This is a genomic window from Kitasatospora mediocidica KCTC 9733 (assembly GCF_000744225.1).
GTDB classification, from domain to species: domain Bacteria; phylum Actinomycetota; class Actinomycetes; order Streptomycetales; family Streptomycetaceae; genus Kitasatospora; species Kitasatospora mediocidica.
Genome location: NZ_JQLN01000005.1, coordinates 647,087 through 665,270, shown reverse-complemented (window position 1 = coordinate 665,270; position 18,184 = coordinate 647,087). Strand labels below are relative to the sequence as shown.

General features: G+C 72.3%; 15 protein-coding genes. 8 read left to right on the top strand and 7 right to left on the bottom strand.

The window, feature by feature from the left end:
- Positions 1–12 precede the first annotated feature (12 nt).
- Together BS80_RS17030 and BS80_RS17025 are read right to left on the bottom strand one after the other, a co-directional pair.
- Entirely contained in the window at positions 13–543 is a 531-nt protein-coding gene (locus tag BS80_RS17030) for a carboxymuconolactone decarboxylase family protein (protein ID WP_035798319.1), read from the bottom strand.
- Positions 544–547: 4 nt separating this feature from the next.
- Complete coding sequence (locus tag BS80_RS17025; protein WP_035798317.1) at positions 548–1,099, bottom strand: peroxiredoxin; 552 nt, start codon at positions 1,097–1,099, stop codon at positions 548–550.
- A 199-nt stretch (positions 1,100–1,298) separates the two neighbouring features.
- Between BS80_RS17025 and BS80_RS17020 the strand changes: the two genes are divergently transcribed.
- The 5 genes from BS80_RS17020 (at position 1,299) to BS80_RS17000 (ending at position 6,951) form a co-directional block, all read left to right on the top strand.
- Positions 1,299–2,264, top strand: coding sequence for a LysR substrate-binding domain-containing protein (locus BS80_RS17020; RefSeq protein ID WP_051966711.1), 966 nt, complete (start codon positions 1,299–1,301; stop codon positions 2,262–2,264).
- A gap of 427 nt (positions 2,265–2,691) precedes the next feature.
- On the top strand, positions 2,692–3,912 hold the full coding sequence (locus BS80_RS17015; RefSeq protein WP_035798316.1) for a phosphodiester glycosidase family protein: 1,221 nt from the start codon (positions 2,692–2,694) through the stop codon (positions 3,910–3,912).
- Positions 3,909–4,850, top strand: coding sequence for a decaprenyl-phosphate phosphoribosyltransferase (locus tag BS80_RS37770; protein WP_051966710.1), 942 nt, complete (start codon positions 3,909–3,911; stop codon positions 4,848–4,850). Before BS80_RS17015 ends, BS80_RS37770 begins: the two co-directional genes overlap by 4 nt.
- Positions 4,850–6,208 carry an FAD-binding oxidoreductase gene (locus BS80_RS17005; RefSeq protein ID WP_035798315.1) on the top strand — a complete coding sequence of 453 codons (1,359 nt, stop codon included), beginning with the start codon at positions 4,850–4,852 and terminating at the stop codon, positions 6,206–6,208. Before BS80_RS37770 ends, BS80_RS17005 begins: the two co-directional genes overlap by 1 nt.
- Complete coding sequence (locus BS80_RS17000) at positions 6,205–6,951, top strand: SDR family NAD(P)-dependent oxidoreductase (protein ID WP_035801555.1); 747 nt, start codon at positions 6,205–6,207, stop codon at positions 6,949–6,951. The genes BS80_RS17005 and BS80_RS17000 overlap by 4 nt, the downstream gene beginning before the upstream one ends.
- Positions 6,952–6,961: 10 nt before the next feature.
- Here BS80_RS17000 and BS80_RS16995 read toward each other — a convergent pair whose 3' ends face one another.
- The 3 genes from BS80_RS16995 to BS80_RS16985 all read right to left on the bottom strand — a co-directional run bounded on the left by BS80_RS16995 (position 6,962) and on the right by BS80_RS16985 (position 13,030).
- Positions 6,962–8,737, bottom strand: coding sequence for an ATP-binding SpoIIE family protein phosphatase (locus tag BS80_RS16995; protein WP_051966709.1), 1,776 nt, complete (start codon positions 8,735–8,737; stop codon positions 6,962–6,964).
- 80 nt (positions 8,738–8,817) lie between these two features.
- Entirely contained in the window at positions 8,818–9,564 is a 747-nt protein-coding gene (locus tag BS80_RS16990) for a class I SAM-dependent methyltransferase (protein WP_456298578.1), read from the bottom strand.
- A 487-nt stretch (positions 9,565–10,051) separates the two neighbouring features.
- A complete protein-coding gene (locus BS80_RS16985; RefSeq protein WP_035798313.1) occupies positions 10,052–13,030 on the bottom strand; it encodes an AfsR/SARP family transcriptional regulator in 2,979 nt (992 codons plus the stop codon).
- Positions 13,031–13,243: 213 nt separating this feature from the next.
- On the opposite strand from BS80_RS16985, the gene BS80_RS16980 reads away from it, so the two are divergent.
- Positions 13,244–13,450 carry a hypothetical protein gene (locus BS80_RS16980; protein ID WP_035798312.1) on the top strand — a complete coding sequence of 69 codons (207 nt, stop codon included), beginning with the start codon at positions 13,244–13,246 and terminating at the stop codon, positions 13,448–13,450.
- Positions 13,451–13,734: 284 nt separating this feature from the next.
- Here BS80_RS16980 and BS80_RS16975 read toward each other — a convergent pair whose 3' ends face one another.
- Positions 13,735–15,405 (bottom strand): fumarate hydratase, encoded by a 1,671-nt coding sequence (locus BS80_RS16975; RefSeq protein ID WP_035798310.1) that lies wholly within the window; start codon positions 15,403–15,405, stop codon positions 13,735–13,737.
- 232 nt (positions 15,406–15,637) lie between these two features.
- Here BS80_RS16975 and BS80_RS16970 point away from each other — a divergent pair, with 232 nt between their 5' ends.
- A complete protein-coding gene (locus BS80_RS16970) occupies positions 15,638–16,306 on the top strand; it encodes a DUF1707 SHOCT-like domain-containing protein (protein ID WP_035801547.1) in 669 nt (222 codons plus the stop codon).
- Between the two features lie 305 nt (positions 16,307–16,611).
- Positions 16,612–16,953: a WhiB family transcriptional regulator gene (locus tag BS80_RS16965; RefSeq protein WP_051967124.1), complete on the top strand. Its 342-nt coding sequence runs from the start codon at positions 16,612–16,614 to the stop codon at positions 16,951–16,953.
- 66 nt (positions 16,954–17,019) lie between these two features.
- On the opposite strand, the gene glpX is transcribed toward BS80_RS16965, so the two are convergent.
- Positions 17,020–18,075, bottom strand: a complete 1,056-nt coding sequence (gene glpX, locus BS80_RS16960) for a class II fructose-bisphosphatase (protein ID WP_051966708.1) — start codon at positions 18,073–18,075, stop codon at positions 17,020–17,022.
- Between the last annotated feature and the right edge of the window lie 109 nt (positions 18,076–18,184).

The following is an 18,184-nucleotide window of genomic DNA, read 5'->3' as shown; positions in this document are numbered from 1 at the left end:
GCTGAAGCCGGCTCAGGCCAGTGCGGCCTCGGCGTCCAGGACGGACGCCACGGCCTGCAGCACCGCGGCGATCCGCACGGCGGTCTGGATGACCTCGCGCTCCACGCCGGCCTTGCGCAGCACGCCCTCGTGCGAGTCGAGGCAGCGGCCGCAGCCGTTGATCGCGGAGACCGCGAACGACCAGAGCTCGAAGTCGACCTTCTCCACGCCCGGGTTGCCGATGATGTTCATCCGCAGACCCGTCCGCATGCTGCTGTACTCCTCGTCGGAGAGCAGGTGCATGGTGCGGTAGTAGACGTTGTTCATCGCCATCACCGCGGCGGCGGCCTTGGCGGCGGTGTACGCCTGCTCGGAGAGGATCTCCTTGGCCTGCGGCTCCAGCTCGGCCAGCACGGCCTTGCTGCCGGTGGCCATCGCGCAGGAGAGCACGGTGCCCCAGAGCTGCTGGGCCGGCAGCTCGGAGTTGCCGATGACCGCGCTCAGGTTGAGCTTGAGGTCCTTGGCGTAGTCCGGCAGCGCCGACTTCAGTTCGTCGAGAGCCATCGGATCAGCCGGCCAGCAGGGCGCCGGCGTCCAGGGTGGCCTCGCCCTTGGTCCAGTTGCACGGGCACAGCTCGTCGGTCTGCAGGGCGTCCAGCACCCGCAGGACCTCCTTCGGGTTCCGGCCGACGGAGCCCGCGGTCACCATGGTGAACTGGATCTCGTTGTTCGGGTCCACGATGAAGACGGCGCGCTGGGCGGTGCCGTCCTCGGCCTCGACGCCACAGGCCCGCATCAGCTCGTGCTTGATGTCGGCCAGCATCGGGAAGGGCAGGTCACGCAGGTCGGCGTGGTCCTTGCGCCAGGCGTGGTGGACGAACTCGGAGTCGCCGGAGATGCCCAGGATCTGCGCGTCGCGGTCCGCGAACTCCTCGTTCAGCTTGCCGAACGCGGCGATCTCGGTCGGGCAGACGAAGGTGAAGTCCATCGGCCAGAAGAAGACGATCTTCCACTTGCCCTCGTAGGACTTGTGGTTGATGTCGGCGAAGGCGCTCGCGGCGTCGAGGTCAACGCAGGCCTTGAGGTCGAACTCGGGGAACTTGTCACCGATCGTGAGCACGTTCGCTTCTCCTGAGCTTGGATGTGAGGGAGGAATGTCCGAATTGCCTATGGTTCGGCGGAATCCCGACGTGATCCACAGTGACACAGCGCGCACTGATCAGTGAAATAGCTAGACTCGTGACATCTGATCGGAGAGAGTTATCAGTACTCAGCACCCCAGGCCACGCGCGGATCGCGCCCGCAAACCCGAAGCTGGTGTGGCGAGCACCACAGCGGGCGGTTCGGCCCGCGCCGCCCGCACGCCCACCGTCGCCCAGCTGCGCGCTTTCGTCGCCGTCGCCGAGCACCGGCACTTCCGCGACGCCGCCTCGGCGATCGGAACCAGCCAGCCGGCGCTCTCCGGCGCGGTGGCCGCGCTGGAGGAGACGCTCGGCGCTCAGCTGGTCGAGCGTACGACCCGGAAGGTCATCATCACCTCCCTGGGGGAGCGCGTCGCCGTCCACGCGCGCCGGGTGCTTGCCTCGCTCCAGGACCTCACCGGCGAGGTCGAGGCCGCCCGCCGGCCGTTCACCGGCCCGCTGCACCTCGGGGTGATCCCCACCGTCGCGCCCTACCTGCTGCCCGCGGTGCTGCGGCTGGTCCGGGACAGCTACCCGGACCTCGAACTGCACGTCCACGAGGAGCGCACCCCCTCGCTCCTGGAGGGCCTGGCGGCCGGGCGGCTCGACCTGCTGCTGCTGGCGCTGCCGGCCGGGGGCGGGTCGCCGACCCGCGACATCCCGCTCTTCGACGAGGACTTCGTGCTGGTCACGCCGCCCGAACACGAGCTGGCGGGCCGCGTCGGCGTGCCCCGGGACGTTCTGCTGGACCTGGACGTCCTGCTGCTGGAGGAGGGACACTGCCTGCGCGACCAGGCGCTCGACCTCTGCCGCGAGGTCGGCGCCGAGGCCGGCGGCAGCACCACCAGGGCGGCCGGCCTGTCCACCCTCGTCCAGCTGGTGGCCGGCGGCCTGGGCGTCACCCTGCTGCCTGCCACGGCCCTGGAGGTCGAGGCGGGCCGCACCGACCGGCTGGCCGCCGTGCACTTCGCCGACCCCGCCCCCGGCCGCCGGATCGGCCTGGCCACCCGGCCCGGATCGGCCCGCAGCGCGGAGTACGACCGCTTCGCCGACTCGCTGCGCGAGGTGCTGGCCGAGCTTCCCGTACGGATCGTCAGCTCGTAGTACCGGGCCGTCGGCGCGGCGTCCGCCCGACGGAGTAACCCCGCCCGGTGCGCTGGCGGACCGTTGGCGAACTGCCGTACTACCAGCTGATGATCGGCCAACTCCTCTCCCGCAGAACCCGTTTGACCTCTGACGGACAGTCGCAGCCGACGTCCCGTCAGCCCGCCGGAGGCCGCCTTCCGGGGCGCCGCCGCCCCCGCGCTGCGTGGCCGACCTCGCGGATCGGCGTGACGCTGAGCAGGTCAGACAGTTCGCGGACTCCCCGACACGGGTGCACGAGGGCTTCCGGATTCCCGGGAGCCGTCGTTCGCCGTGCCGTCCGCCACGGCCGGTCGTGCGGCCGATCGTGCGGCCGGCTCCCCTGCGGGTGCGTCCGACATCGCAGCATCTCGCGCGCACCTGGGTGCCGCGGGAGGGAGAGAGTGGCGTGGCACCGTCGACCAGACCCGAAACCGACCAGCACGTCGAGGCCGGGGGCCCGCAACCCGTGCGGCGTCCGCCCGGCCGGCTGCGCCGGCTCTTCGCCAGACCGACGGTGCGGGTCGTGCTGGCCGTCTTCGCCGCCTTCCTGGCCTGGCTCAGCTGGTCGGTGGGCGGCGCGCTGCTGGCACCGGGCAACGACAGCACGGCCGCCCGGCTGGCCGAGTGGGGGCGTGAACACCATCTGGGCCCGGCCGTCACGATGCTGGAGACGGCCCAGTACAAGATGGACCCGCCGAAGGTGGGCGGCACGCCCGCCGCCATCAAGCTGCCGCCGGCGGCCCCGGTGACGGACCCGGCCAACCACGGGCCGGCCCCGGCACTGGCCCCGATCGTCCTCAAGCCGCTCGTCTCACCGGCCGGTGGCGACCCGCTGCCGGACGAGGGCGCCTGGCGGGTGCTCAGCAGCGTCCGCGGCACCCCGGCCGTGCAGGCCGCCGAGCTGCGCCCGGACGCCGAACACACCTCCTACCTGGCCGGCGTGGTCTCGATGGACCCGCGGCTGGTCCGGTTCCAGCTCCACCCCGGCACCGACGACCCCGGCTCGGACAACTGGGGAGTGCCGCCGAACATCCCGGAGGGGGAGCGCACCGGCCTGCTGGCCAGCTTCAACGGCGGCTTCAAGGTCAACGTGAACGAGGCCCGCGGCGGCTTCTTCCTCAACGGCGTCACGCACGGCACGCTCACCTCCGGCGCGGCCTCGCTGGTCTACTACAAGGACGGCCACGCCACGGTCGGCACCTGGGACGACGGGGTGAACATGACCCCGGACGTGGTGGGCGTGCGGCAGAACCTGCGGCTCATCGTCGACCAGTCCGCCGTCCCGGACGACGTCGACAGCCACATCGAGAGCGGCTGGGGCCTGACCATCGGTGGCGCGTACTTCGTCTGGCGCTCGGGCATCGGCGTCACGCCGGACGGCCGGCTGGTCTTCGCCTACGGTCCGGCGCTGTCGGTCCGCACGCTGGCGAACCTGCTCCAGCAGGCCGGCTGCGTGGAGGCGATGCAGCTGGACATCAACCCCGCCTGGATGTCGTTCAACTACTACCAGCCGGGTTCGGACCCGCAGAGCCCGACGCCGGTCAAGCTGCTCTCCGACCAGGAGCGCCCGGCCGACCGCTACTTCGAGCCGACCAGCCGCGACTTCACCGCGGTGTACGCCCGATGACCGCGCAACCCCCGGTCCTGCCGGCGGTGGATCTCGCCGATCCGGTCCAGGGCGTCGCCCGGCCGCTGCGGTTCGGCTGGCCACTGGCGGTGCTGCGCACCTCCCGGCCCCGCCAGTGGCCCAAGAACCTGCTGGTGTTCGCCGCCCCGGTGGCCGCCGCCGAGCGCGGCCGGACGGACGGACTGGGCTACACGCTGGTCGCGTTCGGGGTGTTCACGGCGGCGTCGTGCGCGGTGTACTTCGTCAACGACGTGGCCGACGTCGAGCGCGACCGCCACCACCCGCGCAAGCGGACCCGGCCGATCGCGGCCGGCCAACTCGCGGTGGGCCACGCGCTCGTCCTGGCGGCGGGCTTCGTGCTGCTGGCGGTGAGCGGCGCGCTGGCCATCGGCAGTCCGGGGCTGGCCGTGACGGTCACCGCGTACCTGGCCGTCTCGTTCCTCTACTCCTCCACTCTCAAGCACATCCCGGTGCTCGAACTGACCGTGGTGGCATCCGGGTTCGTGCTGCGGGCGCTCGGTGGCGCGGCGGCCGCCCGGGTGGCGCCGTCCGGCTGGTTCGTGCTGGTCTGCAGCCTGGGCGCGCTGCTGGTGGCGATCGCCAAGCGGTACACCGAACTCGCGGGCCTGGGCACGACCGCGGCCGGGCACCGGCCCTGCCTGCGCGGGTACACGCCGGTGGGGCTGCGGTTCGCCCAGCGCTTCGTCAGCGCCGCCATGGTCGGTGCCTACCTCGGCTGGGCGCTGCTCAACGGCTCGCCCTGGGCGGTAGGTTGGCACCTGGTCACGGCGGTCCCGCTGGCCGCGGCGCTGGCCCGGTTCGACTGGCTCACCGCGCGGGCCACCATGACCCGGGTCGAGGACCTGATCACCCGGGACGGGCCGATGCTCTGCTGTGAACTGCTGTGGCTGGCACTCTTCGTGGTGGGGATGCGCTGATGGGGACGGTACTTCGGGCCGCGGCGACGAACCGGCTGCTGCAGGGCTGGGGTCGCACCACGGGCAGTCACTCCCAGGTCCTCGGTCCGCTGGAGCCGGACAGGCTACGGGAGTTGATCGCCGAACGGCCGGAGCGCGGAGTGCTCGCGCGCGGCGCGGGGTGCAGCTACGGCGACGCCGCGCAGAACGCGGGCGGGCTGGTGCTGACGCCCGTGGTGCCCGCGCGGATCGACCTGGACGTGGCCGCCGCGCGGGTGCGGGTCTCCGGCTCGACCACCTTCGCCGAGTTGCTGGAGCGCGTCGTCCCGCACGGCCTGCTGCCACCGGTCCTGCCGGGCACCCGGCGCCTGACGGTCGGCGGGGCGGTGGCGGCCGACGTGCACGGCAAGAACCAGCGCGCCGACGGCTCACTGTTCCACTGGCTGGAGAGCATCGAACTGCTCTGTGGAGACGGTGAGTTGCGGACGCTGACGGCGGACCGGGACGGCCCCGCGTTCCGCGCCACGGTCGGTGGCATGGGCCTGACCGGCGTCATCCTCGCGGTCACCCTGCGGCTGATCCGGATCCGCAGCTCGCTGCTGCGGGTGACCGTCCGCCGGGCGCCGGACCTCGACGCGCTGATGGCCGAGCTGGAGGGGGCGACCAGCCGCTACGCGGTCGCCTGGATCGACACCACCGCCACCGGCCGCTCACTCGGCCGCGGCATCGTCGACCTCGGCGACCACCTCGCGGCGCCGGACCCCGGCGCCGAACCGGACGGCCTGCGCTACGGCCCGGCCCGCCCCCGGTCGGCCCCGCGGATGCCGCTGGGCGTCTTCAACCCGGTCACCGCCCGGGCCTTCAACGAGCTCTGGTACCGCCGGGCGCCGCGCGAGCGGCACGCCCTCCAGGGCTTCCCGGAGTTCTTCCACCGGCTGGACGCGGTGGACCGGTGGAACCTGGCGCTGGGCCCGCGCGGCTTCCTGCAGTACCAGTTCGCCGTCCCGCTGCGGGCCCGGCACGTGGTCACCGACGTGCTGGAGTCCCTGCAACGCGTCGGGGCGGCGCCCTTCCTGGGCACCCTGAAGCGCTTCGGCCCCTCCCGTGGCGGCCCGCTCTCCTTCCCGCTGCCCGGCTGGTCGCTGGCGGTCGACATGCCGCCGGGCGGCCCCCGGCTGGCCGAGCTGCTGCACGGGCTGGACCGCAAGGTGGCGAACGCCGGCGGCCGGGTCTACCTGGCCAAGGACGCCCGGCTCGGCCGCGGCGCGTTCGACGCGATGTACGGCCCGCTGGACGACTGGCGCGCCGCCCGAGCCCTGCTCGACCCCGCCGATACGATGCGATCCGACCTCGGACGGAGACTGGGACTGTGCCGATGAACGAGCGAATCCGGCGGCCCGGCCGCGTCCTGCTGCTGGGCGGGGGCAGCGAGATCGGCCGCGAGATCCTGCTCAAGCTCGACCCGCCGCCCGGCTCCGAGGTGATCCTGGCCGGGCGCGACCTGCAGCGGATGGCGCAGTGCGGCGAGAGCCTGCCGTTCCGGGTGCGGACCGCGTACTACGACGCCACCGCGCTGGAGACCCATCAGCGGTTCGTCGACGAGGTCTTCGCGGACGGACCGGTCGACCTGGTGATCTCGGCCGCCGGGGTGCTGACCGACCAGGAGCTGCTGGACCGGGACCCGCTGCGGGCCGGCCTGCTCGTCCAGACCAACCTGACCGGCCATGTGACGACCCTGCTGGCGGTGGCGCAGCACCTGCGGGCCCAGCGCCGGGGCATGATCGTGGTGCTCTCCTCGGTCGCGGCGGTGCGTCCGCGCAAGGCCAACTTCGTCTACGGCGCGACCAAGGCGGGCCTGGACGCGTTCGCCCGTGGGCTGGCGGACTCGCTGCACGGCAGCGGGGTGCGACTGCTGCTGGTCCGGCCGGGGTTCGTGATCGGCCGGATGACGGCCGGCATGGCGCCCGCCCCGGCGGCCACCACCGCGGCGGCCGTCGGCGCGGCGGTCGCGACGGCGCTGGCGGGCAGCGCGAGCGTGGTGTGGGTGCCGCGCCGGATGGGCGCACTGGCCACAGCGATGCGGCTGATCCCGCGCCCGCTCTGGCGCAAGCTGCCGCGCTGACGTACCGGCCTCAGGTGGGCAGTCGCTGTTCGAACCAGACGACCTTGCCGCCGCCGAGCCGGGTGGCACCCCAGCGCTCGGCGAACTTGGCCACCAGGTGCAGGCCGCGGCCCCGCTCGTCCTGCGGCCCGGCCGGGCGGCGGCGCGGCAGCTGCGGGCTGTCGTCGCCTACCTCGCAGCGCAGCAGCGAGGTCCGCACCAGCCGCAGGGTGACCGGGCGGGTGGCGTGCTGGATGGCGTTGGTGACCAGTTCGCTGACCATCAGTTCGGTGTTGTCGGCGAGTTCCTCCAAGCCCCACCGGCGCAGCGCGTGCCCGGCCAGCCGACGCGCCCGGCCGGGCGTCTCGTGCTTGGGCTGGAGGTACCAGTAGGCGACGTCCTCGGCCGGGATGCCGTCGAAGGAGGCGGCCAGCAGGGCGATGTCGTCGCCGCGGTCGCCGGGCGGCAGGATCTTCAGCGCCTCCTGGCAGAGCTGCTCGGGGGAGTGGTGGTGGGCGGTGGAGAGCCGGGCGCGCAGCAGTTCCAGGCCGCTGCTGATCGGGCGCCGACGGGTCTCCACCAGGCCGTCCGTGAACAGCAGCAGGGCGGAGCCGGGCAGCGCGGGCAGCTCCACCGAGGAGAAGTCGACCCCTCCGACGCCGATCGGCGCCCCGGCCGGGAGGTCGAGCAGTTCGGCCCGGCCGTCCGGATGGATCAGGGCGGGCGGCATGTGGCCGGCGTTGGCGACCACGATCCGGTTGGCGATCGGGTCGTAGACCGCGTAGACGCAGGTGGCCAGGTGCTGTTCGCGGCCCAGCCGCTGGGCCTGTTCGTCCAGGTGGTAGAGCACCTCGTGCGGGGGCAGGTCGAGGGCGGCCAGGGTCTGCGCGCTGGTCCGCAGCTGTCCCATCACGGCTGCCGAGGTCAGCGAGTGGCCCATCACGTCGCCGACGATCAGGGCGACCCGGTTGCCCGGCAGCGGGATGGCGTCGTACCAGTCGCCGCCGACCTGGGCGTCGCTCTCGCCGGGCAGGTAGCGGTGGGCGAGGCGCACGCCGTGCGGCTGCGGCAGGTGCGCGGGCAGCATGCTGCGCTGCAGCTGGTCGGCGATCTCCGACTCGCGGGTGTAGCGCAGCGCGGTGTCCACCGCCAGGCCGGCCAGGGTGGCGAGGTGGGCGGCGGTGTGGGTGTCGGCGCTGTCGAAGCGGGCCGGCTTGCCGTCGCCGGCGCGTGGGCGCCGGATCAGCACCAGCAGTCCGAGCACGGCCCCGCGTCCGTGCAGCGGCAGGGCCAGCAGCGCCGTGCCGCGGGCCAGCCGGGCCAGCGCGCGGGCGCCGTACAGCTCGGTGAAGAGCGGCTGGAGCCGTTCACTGCCGCGGCCGCCCAGCACCAGCGGCCCGACCAGCGACTGCTGGAGCAGCGCCTCGGCCAGCGCGCCGCCGGGCTGCGCGGTGACCGTCTCGCGGCGGCGGCCCAGCTTGGTCCCCTCGGCGCGGTGCAGCCGCAGCGCGGACGGCGGGCGGGTGCGCTCGCGTTCGCCGACCGGGATCGGCTCGCGCAGGTGGACCAGGGCGGCGTCGGCCAGGACCGGGACCAGCACCTTGACCAGACTGCGGACCGTGCCGACCGGATCCAGGGAGCTGTTGATCAGCCGGGTGGCGCAGTTGAGGTACTCCAGCCGCTCGTTGAGCGCCTGCCGGACCCGCAGGTTCAACGGCGGCGCCGGAGCTCCGGGCGTGGTGGGCGGGCGGCGCTGGGCCGGGACGGCGGGCGGCTGGCCGGCCTGGGGGGAGAGGTGGTCGCGCACGGCTGCCCGTTCTTACTGGTCGAGGGTGACGGCGGGTCGGACTCGGGTACGGCTGGTACGGCCACGGCTGGGGGAACGGGTCAGACGGTACGACGACAGTGCAGGAAGAGCTGCTCCTCCGGGGGGAGTGCGGTGCAGGCGGGGGCGTACGGGCGGTCGCTGCACGCCTCCACGGTGAAGCCGGCCTGGTGCAGCAGCTGGGCCAGCTCCTCGCGCAGGTAGCCGGTGATCCGGATCTCCTGGCCGAGGAACTCCAGCGGATAGTGGTCGAGATCCGCCTCAACCATGCCGAGCACCAGCAGGCCGCCCGGCCGCAACAGTGTCCGGATCCGGTCCAACATCAACGGGATCTCGTCCTGCGGCAGCAGGATCAGTGAGAAGAACGCGGTCACGGCGGCGAAGCTGCCGGCCCCGGCCGGCCCGAGCCGCGGCAGGCCCCAGGCCTGCTCGGCGCGCTCGGTGGCGAGGTCGTACATGTCCATCCGGTGGTACCGGGCGGTGTGCGGAAGGTGCCCGCGGGCCAGCGTCAGCATCCCGTCGGAGAGGTCGATCGCGGTGACGTCCAGGCCGCCGGCGGCCAGCTGCCAGGTGGTCGGATCACCGATCCCGCAGCCGATGTCGAGCACCGGCGACCCGGCCGGGAGCTCGGCCAACAATCGCCGCCCGGCCGCGAGTTGACCGGCCTTCGCGGGAAACGCCTCGCCGTACCGGGCGCCGATCGCGTCGAAGGCCACCGCCTGCAGGGCACGTTCGGCGCTGCGCCACCCCAGGGCACGCGGGTCGGCCGGCCCGCCCTGGGCAGGGTCCGCTATCTGTCCCGTCGTCACGATTGAGAGGCACCTTTCCACCGTGGCACCGACCGCCGCTACAGTCGTGGCCTTCCGCTCCCCGCGTTCCCCGTCCGCCCTGCCCGAACCGCGCGCCCGTGCCGCTCGCCCGCCGCACGTGCCACCTGGCCTCTGAGAATATGCGTGATCACTGCGGTATGGAGTCCGTTTCCAGCCAACTCATGCCTGTCAGGGCGAATACCCAGCAGGAGACGGAAGCACACTGAGGCGGACGGGGGTGGTGAGACCGCGCCCCGCACGCCGCGTGGCGCGAGGGGGTGGGTGAGTTTTGCCGGCGTTTATTGAACGTCAATCGCCCGGTGCCAGAGTCATCTCAGCGCCGGGGAAGCGCAGAGAGGTGCTCCCGCAGCCGGGGGGCTGCGGGGGTCACCACTGCTCCGGGGGGAGCAGGAGCGGGGGGGGAATCGGGGGTTGCACTTCCCAGACGGGGGACCGGGGATGACGGGGGTCACGGGGGCCCCGGTGGTCACGGCGCAGGGGTAGCCGGGGGCTCGGTGTGCTGATCGTCGATCAGGCTCTGCACGGGCAGGGCCTCGGGCACACCGAGCCGGGTGAAGATGCTCAGTGCGTTGCGCAGGTGGGTCAGCCCGCGCTCGGGCCGCTCCTGGCGCAGCAGCGCCTCGCCGAGGGCGGCGTTCGCCAGGCCCTGGCAGTACGCGTTGTCCACCTCCTCGGCGATGGTCAGGGCCTCCGCCGCCGCGGTCGCGGCCTCGGACACCTGTCCGTCCGTCAACAGGCAACCGGCCAGCCGGGCGAGTGAGAGCCCCTCCCAGAAGCGCTGCTGCTGCTCCTGATAGCGCTGGTACGCCTCGCGCAGGTGGGTGGCGGCCTGAGCCGGTGAACCGGCCGTGCCGAGGACGACGCCCAGTTGGTAGAGCGTGTCGGTCAGGCAGTAGGCGTTGTTCGACAGGCGTGCCGTGACCAGGGCCGATTCTGCGGAGCCGACGGCCCGTTCGCGCTGGCCCAGGGCGAGGTGGGCGCGCGCGATGTTGCCGAGGACCCGGGCCTCGCTGCTCTTGGCCTCCAGGCTCGCGAGCAGCTCGCGGGCCTGTTCGAAGAACGGCAGGGCCTGGGCGGGTCGGTTGGTGGTGCTCAGCACGGTGCCCAGGAGGCTGGCCGCAGTCGATCGCAGGATCGGCGTCTCGGTGGGGCTCAGCAGGTCCAGGCACTCCCGCAGCGAGTTCTCCGAGTCGGGGAAGTCGCCGGCCATGTAGCCGAGCACCCCCAGCGCGAAGCGGATCCGGGCCAGCGCACCCTCGTCGGCCCGGGACGCCGCGCTGCGGGCGGCGATGTCCAGGATGCGACGGATCCGCTCCCCGTGGATCCGCTCCTCCACGAGCGACCTCAGGATGATGAGCACGTCGACGGCCCGGCGCATCAGTTCGGACGAGTCCTCGACGACCCTCTCCATGGTCGCGAGGAGGAGCGCGAACTCGGCGCGGAGCCAGCCACGGGCCGTCGCCGTGGACTCGAACCTGATACCCGCCTGCTCGGGGTGGTGCAGTGCCTCGGCCAGCAGGTCGTCGGGCTCCAGGGTCTGCGCGGCGTTGCGCAGGGTGGCGAGCAGCAGGTCCAGGAGGCGCAGCAGGCCGGCCTGTTCTTCCTCCTGGGACTTCGTCTTCTCGGCCTGCTTCTGCGCGAAGAGCCGGAGCAGGTCGTGGTAGCGGTAGCGCCCTGGCGTGAAGCACTCCAGCATGTTGGCCTCGACCAGTGCCTCCGCCAGGTCCTCCGCCCGGTCCTCGGTCGTACCGAGCAGGGCGGCCACCGCGGCCAGCGGAAGGTCGGGGCTGTCGACCAGCGCGAGCATGCGGAACGCCCGGGCCTCGTCGGGCTGGAGCTGGCCGTAGCCGAGCCCGAGCGTGGTCTCGACGGCCAGGTTGCCCAGCTGGAGTTCGTCCAGCCGCCGGCGCTGGTCCGCTAACCGGTGCGCCAGGTCGGAGACGCTCCAGCGGGGCCGGCTGGCCAACCGGGCGGCCGCGATCCGGACGGCCAGCGGCAGGAAGCCGCAGGCCGTGACCACGGCGAGGGCGGCCTCGGGTTCGGCGTCGATCCGCTGGCGTCCGACGATCGCGGCGAAGAGCTCCAGCGCCTCCTGCGGGGTCAGCTCCTCGACGTCCACGAGATGGGCGCCGGGCAGTCCGGCCAGCCGGGAGCGGCTCGTGGCCATGACCGCGCAGCCGGCCACCCCGGGGATCAGCGGCGCGATCTGGGTGACGTCGTGCGCGTTGTCGAGCAGGATCAGCATCCGGCGGTCGGCCAGCAGCGAGCGGTAGAGGGCGACGCGCTGCTCGAAGGGCTCGGGGGCCTCGGCCACACCGAGCGCGAAGAGGAAGTCGCCGAGGACCACGGCCGGGTCGGCCGGCGTCGCCCCCGCCCCGCGCAGGTCCACGTACAGCTGGCCGTCCGGGAACTCGTGCCGGACACCGTGCGCGACATGGACGGCGAGCGTGGTCTTGCCCACGCCGCCGATTCCGGCCAGCGAGGTGACGACCACGGCCTGGCCGGAGGCGCTGCGCAGGGTGCCGCGCAACTCGGTGACCAGCGCCTCGCGGCCGCTGAAGTCCGAGACGTCGGCGGGAAGCTGGGCGGGAGGGGCGGTCGGGGCGCTGTGCGTGGTGTCGGGTGCCTGGGCCTGCGGCTCCGGCGGTGCGTACATCAGCGTCGGGTCGGCGGAGAGGATCCGGGAGTGCATGGCGGCCAGGCTGATCCCCGGCTCCACGCCGAGTTCGTCGATCAGCAGCTTGCGGGTGGCCGCGTACACGCTGAGCGCCTCGGCCTGTCGCCCGCACTGGTAGAGCGCCAGCATCAGGAGTTCGCGCAGGCGCTCGCGCAGCGGGTGCTCGGTCGCGAGCGAGTGCAACTCGGACGCCACGTTCGCGTGCAGGCCGATGTCGAGCGCCGCGGCGAACCGCTCCTCCCAGGCCGTCACCCGACGCTCGGTCAGCCGCAGGCGCTGGGAGTCGGCGTACGGACCGGGAATGCCGGCCAGCGGCTGGCCGCTCCAGAGCGCGAGTGCGGAGACGAGGAGTTGGTGGGCCCGCTCGGCCTCGCCGGCCTGCCGGGCCTGGTTGGCCTCGGCGAACCTCGCGTCGAAGAGTGCCAGGTCCAGCGCGTCCGCTGACACGCGTAGAACGTAGCCGTCGCGAACCGAGACCAACAGTTCCGCGGGCGCCCGCACCTCGCGGTTGGGTTCGATCACCGACCGCAGTCGCGAGACGTACGTGCGCAGGGCGGCAACGGCCTGCGGCGGCGGGCGATCGCCCCACAGGCCGTCGACCAGTTCCTGCGTGGTGACCGGGCGGCCCTGGTTCAGCAGCAGGGCCGTCAGGACCGCCTGCTGCTGCGGCGATCCGAGGGCCAGAGCCTGGTCGCCACGCCATGCCTGGACGGGTCCGAGCACCTGGAACCGCAGCACGGCGCCGTGCTGCGTTGCCTGAAGCTCCATGAGATCCCCCGAAGGCCGGTGGCAGTACACCTACAAAGCACTGCCCTCCCCGTTCAGTCGTGCATCGCACCACGTGAGGGTCGGTGCGGGCCGCGAGTTGAGCGAGTGGAGGGCTGTTTATAAGACATTTAACGATTCCTACAATACTGTCCCTACGCCTCGGCTGGTCCCGATCGGGGTGGAAGTGAAACTAACGACCAGAAAGGCCTTGCCATGGCCGAGAACGAGAGCTTGATCGCGACCCCCCAGGAGCCCGCCGTGGCCGCGACCGCCCTGCCCGTCCCGGGGGACGGCGACTGGCAGGTGCCGGCACAGGCCGAGGCCCCTGCCCTCGAGACGGACCCGCAGGCGTCCGCGGCGGCGGATTCCGTCAAGGACGGTGGAGTCAAGCCTCTCGGCCTGATTACCCCCACGCACTAATCCGAGCGACCGTCCCGCAGCTCCGCCCCGCACCAGATGTACCGGTGCGGGGCGTTTTCCGTGGTCCGCCGGGATTGGCCTGGTATGTCAATTTCCGGGGCTCCGGAAAGCATGGAGCAATGATGTCCGCCCGGATTTCCTGTGGTCCGCGACACATCCACGCAGCGGCAGCGCGTTGCAGGGCCTGACCGTTGTCGGACCCGAGGAACTGCTGACGGCCTGGCAGTAGGCAGCACAGTGCCCCGCGTGCCGGTCGCACGCGGGGCACGGGTGCCGGCTGTCGGCTACTGCGCCGAGCGGACCGGGATGCTGGCCACGAAGGTGGTGGACGGCTGCTCGGGGGCGAAGAAGTCGTTGCCCTTGTCGTCCACGACGACGAAGGCGGGGAAGTCCTCGACCTCGATCCGCCAGACCGCCTCCATGCCCAGCTCGGCGTACTCCAGCACCTCGACCTTCTTGATGCAGTCCTGGGCGAGTCGGGCCGCCGGGCCGCCGATCGAGCCGAGGTAGAAGCCGCCGTGCGCGGCGCAGGCGTCGGTGACCTGCTGGGAGCGGTTGCCCTTGGCGAGCATCACCATCGAGCCGCCGGCCGCCTGGAACTGGTCGACGTAGGAGTCCATCCGCCCGGCCGTGGTGGGGCCGAAGGAGCCGGAGGCGTAGCCCTCGGGGGTCTTGGCGGGGCCGGCGTAGTAGACCGGGTGGTCCTTGAGGTACTGCGGCATGCCCTCGCCCGCGTCCAGGCGCTCCTTGATCTTGGCGTGCGCGATGTCGCGCGCCACGACCAGGGTGCCGGTGAGTGAGAGGCGGGTCTTCACCGCGTGCTTGGAGAGCTCGGAGCGGATCTGCGCCATCGGCTGGTTGAGGTCGATCCGGACGACCTCGTCGTCGAGGTGCTCGTCGGTGGTCTCCGGCAGGTACTTGGCCGGGTCGGTCTCCAGCTGCTCCAGGAAGACGCCCTCGGCGGTGATCTTGCCGAGCGCCTGGCGGTCGGCCGAGCAGGAGACGGCCATCGCGACCGGCAGCGAGGCGCCGTGCCGCGGCAGGCGGATCACCCGGACGTCGTGGCAGAAGTACTTGCCGCCGAACTGGGCGCCGATGCCGATCTTCTGGGTCAGCTCGGTGACCTTGGCCTCCAGCTCCAGGTCGCGGAAGCCGTGGCCGGTCTTCGCGTCGCCGGAGGTCGGCAGCTGGTCCAGGTAGTGCGCCGAGGCGTACTTGGCGGTCTTGAGCGCGAACTCGGCGCTGGTGCCGCCGACCACGATGGCCAGGTGGTACGGCGGGCAGGCGGCGGTGCCCAGCGAGCGGATCTTCTGCTCCAGGAAGGCCAGCATGCTCTTCTCGTTGAGAATCGCCTTGGTCTCCTGGTACAGGTACGACTTGTTGGCGCTGCCGCCGCCCTTCGCCATGAAGAGGAACTTGTACGCGTCGCCGTCGGTCGCGTAGAGCTCGATCTGGGCGGGCAGGTTGTTGCCGGTGTTCTTCTCGTCCCACATGGTCAGCGGGGCCATCTGCGAGTAGCGCAGGTTGAGCTTGGTGTACGCGTCGAAGACGCCGCCGGCGATGGCGGCCTCGTCGCCGCCGGACGTCAGCACGTTCTGGCCGCGCTTGCCCATCACGATCGCGGTGCCGGTGTCCTGGCACATCGGCAGGATGCCGCCGGCCGAGATGTTGACGTTCTTCAGCAGGTCGAGCGCCACGAAGCGGTCGTTCGGGCTCGCCTCGGGGTCGTCCAGGATCCGCCGCAGCTGCGCCAGGTGCGCGGGCCGCAGGTAGTGCGAGATGTCGTGCATCGCCTCGGCGGTGAGCAGCCGCAGGGCCTCCGGCTCGACCTTCAGGAAGCGCCGGCCGTCGGCCTCGAAGGTGCTCACGCCCTCGGAGGTCAGCTTCCGGTACGGGGTGGGGTCGGCCCCGAGCGGGAGGAGGTCGGAGTAGGCGAAGTCTGGCGTGGCTGCCATGGGGCGGTCCTTCGTGGGGTCGATCCGGATCCGGCTGGGTCGTCTCCGGCTGCGTCGTTGAAGCGCCCTCCAGCGTAGGACCCGCGAGGCCGTCGGGCGTGCGCAGGTGAGCCTGCGTGACAGGGGTCACTTTCGGTCGGTGGAACGCTCGTTCGCACGGTGCCCCACTGGCTAGGCTGGGGAGGTGGACAACACCGCGGCACAGAACCCCGAGGGCCAGGCGCCCGTACCCATGACCAAGTCCGCCACCGACCCGGCGAGCAGGCTGTCGGCCGCCCCGGTTGCCGAGGCCGAGCTGCGTGCCTCGGACGCCGACCGCGAGCGCGTCGCGGAGCTGCTGCGGGACGCCTACGCCGACGGCCGGCTGACCGTCGACGAGCACTCCGAGCGGATCGAGGCGGCGTACGGCGCCAGGACGCTCGGCGAGTTGGCCCCGCTGACCCGGGACCTGCCGGCGCACCGCGCGATCTCCATGGACAAGCCCGCCGCGCAGGCCGGCCCCGCGCTGCCGCCGGCTCGCCAGGAGTCGTCGAGCATGGTCGCGGTCTTCGGCGGTTCGACCCGCAAGGGCCGCTGGCGGGTGGGCTCGCACCTCAAGGCGGTGGCGATCTTCGGCGGTGTGGAGATCGACCTGACGGACGCGGTCTTCGAGTCGCCGGAGGTGGTCATCGAGGTGACCGCGGTCTTCGGCGGGGTGGAGATCCGGGTGCCCGAGAACGTCAGCCTGCACGGCGGCGGGGTCGGCATCTTCGGGGCCTTCGACGTCCGCGAGCAGACCGCCGCCGACCCGTACGCGCCGGTGGTGCGGATCAAGGGCACGGCGGTCTTCGGCGGCTGTGACGCCAAGCCGAGCAGGGGCAAGAAGCTCAAGGAGTGGGTCCGCAGGCAGTTGGATCGCTGAGGCTCCCGGCGGCGGTGGCGGCGGAATCCGACATTCCGTCAACTCTGTCACCTGCACTCGTGGTTGGCTTGAGTGCACGCTGTGGTCGGGCGGGCACGGTGTGCATGAACCGGGAGTGCGCGGGGTAATTCCTCTCGCACATCGTTTCTTGAACGGCTGCGGTCAGATGGCAGCCGGTGAGCGACGCGAGCCTTCCCCGAGCTGTGTCAGGAGTCGCCGTGCTGCACCCGATCGAGCCCAGCGTTACCGGTGTCGTCCGCGCGGCGGCGGCCGCAGAACGGCGCGCGGCCGGGGGCGCTCCCGCGGTGGTGCGGCTCGACCACCTGGAGGACAACCCGTGGCACACCTGTGCGGCCTGCCGCCGGGACGAGGCCGGGCTGTTCTTCGCCCCGTCCAAGGAGCCGACGGCGGCCCGGCTGGCCCGGGAGGCGCAGGCCAAGCAGGTCTGTGCGCGCTGTCCGGTGCTGCTGGAGTGCCGGGAGCACGCGCTGGTCCAGCCCGAGCCGTACGGGGTCTGGGGCGGGCTGACGGCGGCCGAGCGCCGGGTGGTGCTGGCCAGGCGCCGTCGCCGTGAGGTCGAACTGCGCGCCGAGGCCCAGCTGGTGGCGGGTCAGCGCACCGCCGAGCGCGGGCGGATAGCGGGCTGAGGGCGGCGGGTGGTCGTACCACCCGCCGCCCTCAGCCGTCAGCTCGACTCGGCGCTCACTCGGTGCTCAGTTCGCGCGGTCGAAGTCGATCGCGCTGTAGGCCCGCAGCTTGGAGAGCTTGTGGGACGAGTGGATCTCGCGGATCGTGCCGCTCTTGGACCGCATCACCAGCGAGCTGGTGGTGGCGGTCTCCTTGCGGTAGTGGACGCCGCGCAGCAGCTCGCCGTCGGTGATGCCGGTGGCGACGAAGAAGACGTTCTCGCCGCTGACCAGGTCGTTGGTGCTGAGCACCCGGTCCAGGTCGTGGCCGGCGTCCAGCGCCTTCTGCTTCTCGGCCTCGTCCTTGGGCCACAGGCGGCCCTGGATGACGCCGCCCATGCACTTCATCGCGCAGGCGGCGATGATGCCCTCGGGGGTGCCGCCGATGCCGAGCAGCAGGTCGACGCCGGTGCCCTCGCGGGCGGTCATGATGGCGCCGGCGACGTCGCCGTCGGTGATGAACTTGATCCGGGCGCCGGCCTCGCGGACCTCCTGGACCAGCTTCGCGTGCCGGGGGCGGTCGAGGATCATCACGGTGACGTCCTCGACGGAGCTGCCCTTGGCCTTGGCGACCCGGCGGATGTTGACCGCGGCGGGGGCGGTGATGTCCACGTAGTCGGCGGCCTCGGGGCCGCAGACGAGCTTGTCCATGTAGAACACGGCGCTCGGGTCGAACATGGTGCCGCGGTCGGCGACCGCGAGGACGGCGACGGCGTTGGCCATCCCCTTGGCGGTCAGCGTGGTGCCGTCCACCGGGTCGACGGCGACGTCGCACTCGGCACCGGTGCCGTCACCGACCCGCTCGCCGTTGTAGAGCATCGGGGCCTCGTCCTTCTCGCCCTCCCCGATGACGACGATGCCGTTCATCGAGACGGTCGAGACGAGGGTGCGCATGGCCTTGACGGCCGCGCCGTCGGCGCCGTTCTTGTCGCCCTTGCCGACCCAGCGACCGGCCGCCATGGCCGCTGCCTCGGTGACCCGGACGAGTTCGAGCGCGAGGTTCCGGTCGGGCGCCTCGGGGGCGACCTCCAGGGCCTGCGGAAGTTGGGAGGAGCTGGTTTTCTTGACTGCGTGCGCGGTCATCGTCGATACCTCTCTGTACGCGACGGCCAGTGAGCGGTCGACTACTGCCTGGTCGAACGCTGCGGTGAGGGTTCCCCGATCGTATCTGTGTACGGGATGACTGTCTGTG